Genomic DNA, 10,011 nt, shown 5'->3' with positions numbered 1-10,011 from the left:
GTTTCCTTAAGCAGGGAGTGCGATCACGCCAGGCATGGAACCCGCTACAGGAGACATCCAGCCGCTTACAGAGGAAACTAATACCAAAACGTTTATGATGGTGTTCTACAAACTCGAATTTTATCTGCGTTGTTCCGCGAGAAACTTCTCCCACTTTTTTAGGAAATCATTCTCCTTCTTCAGTTCAGCAACTTGCGCTTCCAGCTTCTTGATGCGTTGGCTTTCAGTAAGCTCCTTTTCTCTGGAAATGCGGTTTAACTGTTTAGAGATTTTGCGTTCATCAGCCACAAGTTTGCCCTCGAAATATTCCTTGCGCCAACGGGACAACATAAAGGGATGGATGTCCAGTGAATTTGCTACATCCTTGATCAAAGCATGAGGTTTGAAGGTCATGCGAACAGCAGTGACTTTATACTCGTTGGAAAAACGGCGTGTCGGTTTATCGGGTCTGTAGGTTCCCATTTAACACCTCATTCAGTTAGTAATGAGGTGTCCACTAAAGCGGGGGAAGATCAAATCTTTAATATTTTCTCTCTGACTGTGAGAGCTACAGAATACACCTGTAGCTGGATCACAATAGAACATCAGGTCGATTGCACTTATTGATTTAATCCAGACCCGAGAGATTCTGGACAGATTTTCTTGATTGTGAAATTATGATAAAAGCTATTCATTTCTCTGCCCGAATTACTATTCAGCAATTGAGGCTCTCGATTTATACGTAAGAGCTGGGCATGGTAATTATAGCCAGCAGGGATACGAAATATTACATTATATTCAGGGAAAAGGCTTTTTACAGGATTCTCTTGAGATGCGAACATCTCTGCCTCTTCTCCTGTAAGGCTAAAAATTAGCTCTCGAGGTGTAGCAAGTGTTTTTATCCGATGAGGACACCCTGGGACTTCAGCTTCAGAGTTTGCATCCTTAATGTAGCGACTGCACTCATCATCAAATGTTTCCAGGACATAATCACAACTAGTATCAATAAGTGAACCATCATCTGTCTTTAACCAGACGTCCTCCGACTCAATAACATCATTATTATAATGCTCTGCCTGAACAGAAACAGCAAAAGCCATAACAAGGCTAAAAGCAAGACACAAACGTTTTAAAAGTTTCACTTTAAAGAACTCCTTTAATTAAAGTATTGTCTCAGACAGATAAAACCAAGATTAGTTCACAAAAAGCTAATTAAAATTTTAAAAGCAAGCGCTCAACCAACAACACCTGCCCAATGCGATTCACACTGGGTAAATTAAGCTCAACCTTCTCTATTCGAATAAATCTTAAATAAAATCATATTACCTTCAGCTATTCTCACCTCCAGAATCTTGGAAACAATAAAAACCAAAAGTAATTCACCTTAACAAAATCAAGATAGCTTTGAGAAATACCCTGGTCAGAAATAGCTGGAGAGGAAATGCGATTAATAAACCGATCAATACTATTCCTTTTTCTTGGAATAAGTACTTTAACCCTGGCGTTTGAAGAGCCCTCTGAAAAAGCAATCGATCATGATTACTTCCTTTGTCACAGCCAGCATAAAAACCCACTAAATTCCTATTGGTACCTAACAACAGCGACCTATCAAGGCAATGGATTTACTGGATTCCCAGGCAGTCACAAAACCTCCAGTGCAATAGCAAGGTATCTTAAATCTTACTTTCACCAGAGTATTGTCTGCTCACCTATTGGCAACAGTCTGCACCATATGGACCTACCGGCAGAAGGCACACATGAACTGATTTCAGTGCCCATCGTTACGACTGATAACGCTAATATAACGGTCTCTGCAAAAATAGTTTCCCCGGAATTGCTTAAAATAGCGCTTGAATCAGGAACCCACGGGCCTTCTCCTTTCAAACAGATCGCTAGTACTTATCCATCCCCTACAGTCGCTTCAAGTGGAACTGGCGGCCTTTTCAACACCCGATATGTTTTAATGTTTGGAGTCTGTGCATTTCTATTGGCAAACACAATTGGGCCAGACTGGGCTCCCATTTTAGCCGCAGGCATCACTTTTCTGATCATTGGAGCCGATAAGTTAGTGAGGTTCAGCAATGTCATTGAGTACCCATACCCAGAAAGGCTGGCAAAAGTTCATGTCACCAAACAGGCTTTAAAGGGTATGTATGCAATTGGAACGAGCCACTCAGCCTATGAACTGCCAAAAGTTCTAGTGGATATTAACCGGTTTGACAAACTCATGAAACTGCATGTTTTTGATAAAATTGTAGGTCCACTATCATTGAATGAAATGAACCGGATGACAACAATGGTGAAAGAAGGACTTTCAAAAGCACTTAAAACCGCAACAGAAGAAATTAACAGGATACCTCAAACTAGAGATGAGTTTTACGGATATGGAGGACACTACTACTGGTCACCTCCAAGGCGCAGGACCCTTGATGAGCAGACAGAAAGCAACCTTCGCGCTATATTGGAGATGCAACTCCCAACTATTGAGAAGTACACCACCTTCGCCATGTACTATCACTACTTTAAAACTTTTGTACTCTTCACAATGGGCACCAACACTTGGCGCGTTTTCCAAACAATGATACCACAGTACATTTTCAACGAGGCATTTGAGCTGGTAACAGGTAAACCCATAGAAAGCACAATTGGATTTTATGAATATGACAGCAACCAAGGCTTTATCAGCCGAAACAATCTTTTAAATGATATTGAAGACTTCATGGCTCGAAATTGGATCACAACTCTGACTCTTACGTACCACTTTATATATTTGAAGCAAAGAGAGCCTGCTCTTAAACAATTTGGTTCGATGCCATATAGCAATTAGCCATAACTACCACACCCCCCTTCAACTGTATCTCAAGAGCTCTTTGATTGAAGGGGCACTTTCTTTCCAAGAACAATAAAAATAAGAACCATTCTTTTTTACAACCCCCAAAAAGAGTCTACGCTTTCTTTCATATCATTTTCATCTAATAAGAAAGAGGTATAGATGAACCCTTTCCCAAGGTTTGCTGGACGCTTGGGCTGCTATAAATCATTTAACAAAGCGGCCAAAAGAACAGATAAAAAATCCTTTAGATTCATGACGCTGATTTTATTTTCTGGGTTGTTATTTAAAACATCTGTGCACGCTGATGACACTGTTCAGATGAGCAAGACCCACGAAAGCTGTCATGAAGCCATGAGGGACCGACATCATTACGACCCCTTCCATTTCCCTAAACACCTGGAATGCAAGACCATTCTGGAAACAAAGGAAGGGGCTTTTATGGAAAAAACGGTTTTTATCCCCCCTAACATTCTGGAATATACCTGCAGGTCAACAGCAGAAAAGCCTTCAAAAAACACCCCATTTCCTGACTGCCTGGCCCAATCAAAAATAGCAACATCCACAAGCCGGGCCATTGAGACACCGGGCTACCCGATAATACTCATCAAAGATGACATCTATTTGCACCCCGATTACTCCTTTTCAGAACTCATGACCTACGCCCTATATAACGGCGGCAATCTGGTTGAGATTTTTTTTCACAGCATGCTATATCTGCGAATATGGACAACATTCCAAAAGTCAGATAGTTTTTACGCCTTTCCGGCAATGACGGCAGGAATGACTTGGAACACAATTGAAATATATAAACACGGCCTTCACAGTAGTAACACCCATCATGATCATGAATTCAGCGTTCAAGAGACAACAGTAGATGGGCTAAGCACCATTTACGAGTTAAAAATTGAAACCCCCCATGCCTTCGCCGCTTACAGCTCCCTTAGAGGAGGGCCCTCAAGCATCGGGGGAGCTATGCTCGATCTGAAAGAACTGGCCTTCTTCGGACTGATCTGGATGAACGCTTATACTACCTCAACCTCCTGGATTCCCTATTTCTTTGGCAACCATGATCATGAACACTGCCCTGACCTTGCATCAGCCCCGCAAAACAGTAGCTGTGTAAAACAAACTGAAGAAATATTTGTCCTTCTGGATGATCAGTGAAGTCCAAGGAAACCGCTTAACACTTGCTCAGCCCTTTCAGCTTCCTCCAACGCCCAGGAGGCTTGATGAAAAAGGAGGTTTGCCTGAAAGGCGGGCAGGTGAAGATCCATAATCGCACTGTAATGAGGAAAGCGGGTGTAGGTGGTATAGCACCCCCGGAACCAGTTCCCTATAACATTACCTTCAATGCAATCTCTAACAGTCCGGTCAAGCCGCCTCCACCACTTACCGGGCAGATCATTGTATACCCAAAGCACATCAACATGATGACCCCCCTGAATACCGTGAAAATCATTCTTCAGAACCCTCAGTCCTTTTTGCAAGACTATCGTAGGCTCCCCCGCCGCTTTCTTTTCCATGAACTGTTCGGCAAGCCAGGCATAATAATCGGATTCGAACACCTGCCCTCGGGTCAACGCCTTAAACTCCTTTCTTCGGGCAGAATCTTTCATCAAAATGTATTGTTCCTCGATAAGCTTTTCATCGGGCTGTATTCCAAATAATGCAGGCAGCGCTTTCTCCAGCCCGACTAGAAGACCATTTTCTTTTGTACCCTTGTATATGATTGGAATATCCGTATTGATGAAAGCAATAATGCGATCGGATCGTCTGGCCAGCAGTGGCATTATGCCCAGATAGTCTAGAAACCCACTGTCTATTAATTGATAGCTTGAATCATCTTTAGCACCACCACCGGGATTTTTTAGAGCAAACTTGAATTGTGGAAGCACGAAGTAGGTTAAAGACCCCCATACGAAGTTGGCATAGTTTGCACTACTGGCTGCAAGAGCATCCTGTACTCTCATGAGAGTCAGTTGCTCTTCACCACCCTCCCCTCTGCTTACCCAGCCAAATTCGGAATGATCAAGATACTCAGACTTAAACCCATCTATAAAAGAACGCACTCTGACTTTTTCAGGTAGAACCTCGAACGGATAGTAATGCTCACCCTTCTTAAGCAGAGCATTGATTATGATGCTCATCTCAGCTTTTTTGCGGACAAAAAAATCATTATTCAACGGTGCTTCGAATTGCCCACTCAGACTCTGATTCAGAAACTCACTCCAGACATGGGAACCATCCAACCATCTTGAGAACGTCCCCACTACAAAAGACACCAAAAAGCCGGGCAAGTTAGAAAATTCTTTATGAGCATTACCCAGACTACTGTTGGTTAAAACATGAAGATTACTTTTGTTTACAGGCTGACCAGCATCAGAATCACTGACTTCACACCCCTTACTACAGGTAAGATGCTCTTCCTCGATTCCAACAGTTAACTCTTCAGGATTTTCGACCAATGTTCCCAAAATCTGCCGATCATCCAGCTCACTGCTGTAATAGCTGACGCCAAACCAGGCGCCTCCCGAGACCAGTGACAGATCCTTGATCTGTTCTTCAATACCGTACTTTCTCAGTACAGCCATCTGCCCCCTGGCCAAAGCCATTGAACGGCTACCACCCCCAGAAATACAGACACCCAGCTTTCCTGCCTGATCAGCTCCATCCTGTTCGAACAGGTCATAACTTGAAGCCTGCTGATCCTTTTTTGCAGAGAAGCCAGAAAGAAAGTCCTTTGACTGCGAATAGAGCATCAGAGCACCCGCCTGGATCCCCGAACTGAATAGGCAAACAGAGAATAACAGCAATCTCCAGCTCATGATTTTTTCTTCTTGATAGTAGAACGAGAAGAGTCAATATAGCCAAAGCGAGAAAATACAGGGCGAACAATCCTGGTTTATTTCTAGGGGCCTGACTTAGTACAGCTAAGCTCTAAATCCCATACCGTTCGCACTGAGCCTGTGGAGTGCATTACCTGCATCCTTCGACAAGCTCAGGATGAACGGAGTATGTATGACCATTAACGCTTGGCTGCACTAGGCCAGTGATTGCCGGTATTGATTGGGAGTGATGCCCGTCCACTTTTTGAATGCCCTGTGGAACGCAGCTGCATCAGAAAAGCCCGACTGCACAGCAATTTCACAAATAGAAAGGCGCCTTGTCATGAGCATTTCTTCTGCTCGTTTACGGCGGTACTGATTTTTCAATGCCTGATAACTGGTATTCTCTTTCTGAAGATGGCGATGCAGTGTGGGTACAGACATATTGAACGACCCAGCCAGTGACTTCAGAGTTGGCATCTCACCCTCATGACTTCCCAGATGCTCCTCAATCTTTACCGAGAGAGAACGATCCTTGTATCGAACATCAAACAACCCCTGCAGGAAGTTCAACATAAGCTGCTGAACATCTCTCTGGTTTTTAATGACAGGCCTGTCGAGAAAGGATGAATCGAATCGTAAAGCAGAGACAGGAGAATTACAGGTAACAGTTGCATCAAACAAAGCCTCATACTGACTGATCCTCTCAGGCCAGGGAGCATCAAAGCGGACTTCTTCCAGGGAGATAGGCTCACCGATCAACCAGCCAGCAATATTCCACCAGATCCACAGCGCCGTAGAACACCCCATCAGACCAGGAAGCCAGCCAAAGCCATCCATTGAAAAGTGCGAGGCATCAAATCGTTCGGAGGTACTTTGCGGAAACTCAAACACCCAAAGCGCCGATGCTCCCTCTACCTCCAAAGAAATTGCAGCCTTGGAAAAACTCATCCGCTGAAAAAAACAGTCAGCCTTGTCGAGAGCATCTTTCAACGTCTCGGCTTGTGTCATTGACTCCAGAAGCAACTGATAGCTACTGAATCGTCGGACCTTATCAGCCTCATCACCATGCAGCTCAGCCTGAATCTGATAGACGACTTCATGAAATAAACGACAATAATCATCCAGAGCAATATTCTCAGTCTCCAGCTGCTCACTGGCAATTCCTGACAACTCAAGAGCAAGACTGCGATGAGCCTCTTCACGCAAGAGCTTTAACAGGGATCGTGCAAACCGTGACGGCATTTGTCGCTGCATAACAGACCACTCATTCTTTTTATTACTTCACTGACATCGCTCAGAAAGAGTTAGTACTTTCTATATAATGCATGCATATTAAAGCAAAAGTGATAATTATGAACAGCCTTTGTGATTATTTTGGCTATTGAAGCCTCACGCCTGATTCATAAGATAGCCATAAGGACAACCAGCTGCCATGAGCCACCAACAGCCATGAGCGACTGAAAATCTTTCGTAACCGGCAATGAAAGATTCTTCACCCTAAAAACAGATCAAACAGAAGAACAATAACGATGACCGTTTCAAGAGAAGACACCCAGGCACGACTGGACCTGCAAGGCGCAGGTGCTACCCGACACACTCCGGAGCAAAGCTACACCGTCAGCGATCGCTTTGAAGAACTGGCTGAAGTCTATCCAAACAAGACATTCCTCATTTATAGGGACGAGAAGGTTACCTTTTCTGAATTGAATCAAAAGGCCGATCAATACAGTCGACTGGCACTCTCCACCGGACTCAATCCCGGTGACACCGGGGCAGTAATGGTTGAGAATCGTCCAGAGTTTTTCTATGCCTGGCTGGGTCTCGCTAAAGCAGGTATTACTGCAGCATTGATTAACACCCAGGCAAGAGGTGCAGCCCTATCTCATGCGCTTCTGGAAACCTCATCAAAATGCCTGTTTCTCGGTACCGAATGCGCAGAACTCTACACAACGGTTGCTGAGTCAGTGACCGATATTAAAGTCTGGGCATTACCAGACGGAGAAAACCGGATCATCCCCAAAGGTGCAGAGCCCATTACCCCCGCCCTGGAAAAAGTCAGCAGAAACAATCTTCCTGAAGGGCTCAGAAAGAACATCATTGGTGAAACACCTCTATTCTATGTTTTCACCTCTGGTACTACAGGCCTCCCCAAAGCCGCCATTATCAGCCATATGCGCTGGCTCGGTGTTGGTGACGGCTGGAGCAAGCTCTTGGGCATGACCGATGAAGATGTATTCTATTGCATCCTCCCCCTGTTCCATGGCGCAGCAGGTATGTCCCTGGTATCCAATGCCCTGTCTTCCAATGCCAGTATCGTACTGAAAAGAAAGTTTTCTGCCTCTCGATTCTGGGATGATGTACGACAGCATAATGTCACTACAACACAGTATATTGGCGAGATCTGTCGCTATCTGGTTAATCAGCCTGAACAACCTAACGACAAAGAACATACGCTTAAACGCATGACGGGTGCGGGTGTAAGCACTGAAGTATGGCAGCGTTTTATTGAACGTTTTGGAGAGGTTGAGATCTACGAAGGCTGGGGGGCTACTGAAGCCAATTGCGGCATCATTAATGTTGACTGCAAACCCGGCAGTGTGGGTCGCATTCCCTTCAGGGAAAAATCCAACCTGCGTCTGGTTAAATATGACCTTGAGAATGACTGCCATGTGAAAGACGAGAACGGCTTCCACATTGAAGCGGAAGCAGGAGAAGTTGGCGAAGCCCTGGGAATGATCCTGAATATCCCAGGCCTGGGAGCAGGTCGTTTCGAAGGCTATACCGATGCAGAGGCCACTGAAAAGAAAATACTTAGAAACGTGTTTACCGAAGGGGATGCCTGGTTCCGCTCGGGTGATCTTTTGAGCCGTGATGAAGAAGACTACTACTACTTTGTCGATCGTATTGGTGACACGTTCCGATGGAAAAGCGAAAACGTCTCCACCACCGAAGTCAGTGACGCCCTATCCTCTTTTGAACCGGCAGAGTTGATTAACATATACGGGGTTGCAGTCCCTGATCATGAAGGTCGGGCTGGAATGGCTGCTATACAACTTAAGAATGGAGAACAGTTCGATGGCAAAGCATTTTATAATGAAGCCCGCGGTGCTCTGCCCCAATATGCCATGCCACTCTTTGTTCGTATTGCTGAACAATCAGATCTGACAGCCACATTCAAGTTGCGCAAGGTCGATCTACAGAAGCAGGGTTATTGTCCAGACTCGTTTGAAGATGAGCTCTATGTGCAGGATGCTGTCGAAAAGACTTATGTGAAGTACAGCACCGAGGCACTGCAGAAGATCAGTATCAAGCCTTTTGAGAAAAAAGCCTGAATCAAAAAAGATAGAGTCTGAAACGAAAAAACCAGTCACAATGGACTGGTTTTTTCTTTAAATGGCATCCCGTAGGGGACTCGAACCCCTGTTACTGCCGTGAAAGGGCAGTGTCCTAGGCCACTAGACGAACGGGACACACTATCTTGTTCACACTTCATCAAGAAAGTGTCGATTTGGTGGAGCTAAGCGGGATCGAACCGCTGACCTCAACACTGCCAGTGTTGCGCTCTCCCAGCTGAGCTATAGCCCCAAAATCTGATGCGTATTATGCAGTTATTTTCCGATCGATCAAGTAGTTGGTTTTACTGAACTCACTACAGCCCAGCGTAAGTGCTCATACATACTCCGTTCATCCTGAGCTTGTCGAAGGATTCTTATCATGCACTTCGACAAGCTCAGTGCGAACGGTATGAGGTATAACGCTTGGCATCATTTATTAACTTTATTACAGGCATAAAAAAAGCCAGCCTACTGACTGGCTTTTTTAACTTGGAGCGGGAAACGAGACTCGCCCTTGCTATAAAGAGACGACCCCAACCTTGGCAAGGTTGTACACTCTTAAGTTCAGGCTACGCACATTTTCTTCACGCATAAAAAAAGCCAGTCTACTGACTGGCTTTTTTTAACTTGGAGCGGGAAACGAGACTCGAACTCGCGACCCCAACCTTGGCAAGGTTGTGCTCTACCAACTGAGCTATTCCCGCACTAAAGATGTTTTAGGACCTCTTTAAAGTCCGGAGCGGAAAACGAGACTCACTCTTTAACTCTGAGGCGACCCCAACCTTGGCAAGGTTGTGCTCTACCAACTGAGCTATTCCCACAATTTATATGGCATCCCGTAGGGGACTCGAACCCCTGTTACTGCCGTGAAAGGGCAGTGTCCTAGGCCACTAGACGAACGGGACACACTATCTTTTATACTTCCTTAAAAAAGGAGAGTATCAATCTTGGTGGAGCTAAGCGGGATCGAACCGCTGACCTCAACACTGCCAGTGTTGCGCTCTCCCAGCTGAGCTATAGCCCCAAAATCAAGCGC

General features: G+C 45.1%; 7 protein-coding genes and 6 tRNA genes. 3 read left to right on the top strand and 10 right to left on the bottom strand.

The features are described 5' to 3' along the window. Positions 1-120 precede the first annotated feature (120 nt). On the bottom strand, positions 121-462 hold the full coding sequence (locus WG89_RS24440) for a transposase (protein ID WP_062270309.1): 342 nt from the start codon (positions 460-462) through the stop codon (positions 121-123). Positions 463-599: 137 nt separating this feature from the next. After that, entirely contained in the window at positions 600-1,121 is a 522-nt protein-coding gene (locus tag WG89_RS24435; RefSeq protein WP_062270308.1) for a hypothetical protein, read from the bottom strand. Positions 1,122-1,420: 299 nt separating this feature from the next. Here WG89_RS24435 and WG89_RS24430 point away from each other — a divergent pair, with 299 nt between their 5' ends. Both WG89_RS24430 and WG89_RS24425 read left to right on the top strand, forming a co-directional pair. Next, positions 1,421-2,806 (top strand): hypothetical protein, encoded by a 1,386-nt coding sequence (locus WG89_RS24430; RefSeq protein WP_062270307.1) that lies wholly within the window; start codon positions 1,421-1,423, stop codon positions 2,804-2,806. A gap of 324 nt (positions 2,807-3,130) precedes the next feature. Then, complete coding sequence (locus WG89_RS24425) at positions 3,131-3,976, top strand: hypothetical protein (protein ID WP_153301801.1); 846 nt, start codon at positions 3,131-3,133, stop codon at positions 3,974-3,976. Here WG89_RS24425 and WG89_RS24420 read toward each other — a convergent pair. Together WG89_RS24420 and WG89_RS24415 are read right to left on the bottom strand one after the other, a co-directional pair. Beyond that, entirely contained in the window at positions 3,970-5,571 is a 1,602-nt protein-coding gene (locus tag WG89_RS24420) for a patatin-like phospholipase domain-containing protein (protein WP_172806910.1), read from the bottom strand. The genes WG89_RS24425 and WG89_RS24420 overlap by 7 nt on opposite strands. A gap of 282 nt (positions 5,572-5,853) precedes the next feature. Next, positions 5,854-6,894 (bottom strand): AraC family transcriptional regulator, encoded by a 1,041-nt coding sequence (locus WG89_RS24415; protein WP_062270304.1) that lies wholly within the window; start codon positions 6,892-6,894, stop codon positions 5,854-5,856. 275 nt (positions 6,895-7,169) lie between these two features. On the opposite strand from WG89_RS24415, the gene WG89_RS24410 reads away from it, so the two are divergent. Next, entirely contained in the window at positions 7,170-8,972 is a 1,803-nt protein-coding gene (locus tag WG89_RS24410) for a long-chain-acyl-CoA synthetase (RefSeq protein WP_062270303.1), read from the top strand. Between the two features lie 62 nt (positions 8,973-9,034). Here WG89_RS24410 and WG89_RS24405 read toward each other — a convergent pair. From WG89_RS24405 to WG89_RS24380, 6 genes are all read right to left on the bottom strand, one after another. Next, positions 9,035-9,110, bottom strand: a tRNA-Glu gene (locus WG89_RS24405). Between the two features lie 39 nt (positions 9,111-9,149). Next, positions 9,150-9,225 (bottom strand) — tRNA-Ala (locus WG89_RS24400). 378 nt (positions 9,226-9,603) lie between these two features. After that, positions 9,604-9,679 (bottom strand) — tRNA-Gly (locus tag WG89_RS24395). Between the two features lie 34 nt (positions 9,680-9,713). Further along, positions 9,714-9,796: transfer RNA gene (locus WG89_RS24390), tRNA-Gly, on the bottom strand. Between the two features lie 8 nt (positions 9,797-9,804). Further along, a tRNA-Glu gene (locus WG89_RS24385) sits at positions 9,805-9,880 on the bottom strand. 43 nt (positions 9,881-9,923) lie between these two features. Next, positions 9,924-9,999, bottom strand: a tRNA-Ala gene (locus WG89_RS24380). Between the last annotated feature and the right edge of the window lie 12 nt (positions 10,000-10,011).

The organism is Endozoicomonas arenosclerae (genome assembly GCF_001562015.1).
Lineage (GTDB): Bacteria > Pseudomonadota > Gammaproteobacteria > Pseudomonadales > Endozoicomonadaceae > Endozoicomonas_A > Endozoicomonas_A arenosclerae.
This window is presented reverse-complemented; position numbering and strand designations above follow the sequence as displayed.

Excerpts from the sequence above, each read along its gene's own strand:
- WG89_RS24440 (WP_062270309.1), bottom strand. The coding sequence starts at position 462 with ATGGGAACCTACAGACCCGATAAACCGACACGCCGTTTTTCCAACGAG.
- WG89_RS24430 (WP_062270307.1), top strand. The coding sequence starts at position 1,421 with ATGCGATTAATAAACCGATCAATACTATTCCTTTTTCTTGGAATAAGT.
- WG89_RS24425 (WP_153301801.1), top strand. The coding sequence starts at position 3,131 with ATGAGCAAGACCCACGAAAGCTGTCATGAAGCCATGAGGGACCGACAT.
- WG89_RS24420 (WP_172806910.1), bottom strand. The coding sequence starts at position 5,571 with ATGCTCTATTCGCAGTCAAAGGACTTTCTTTCTGGCTTCTCTGCAAAA.
- WG89_RS24415 (WP_062270304.1), bottom strand. The coding sequence starts at position 6,894 with ATGCAGCGACAAATGCCGTCACGGTTTGCACGATCCCTGTTAAAGCTC.
- WG89_RS24410 (WP_062270303.1), top strand. The coding sequence starts at position 7,170 with ATGACCGTTTCAAGAGAAGACACCCAGGCACGACTGGACCTGCAAGGC.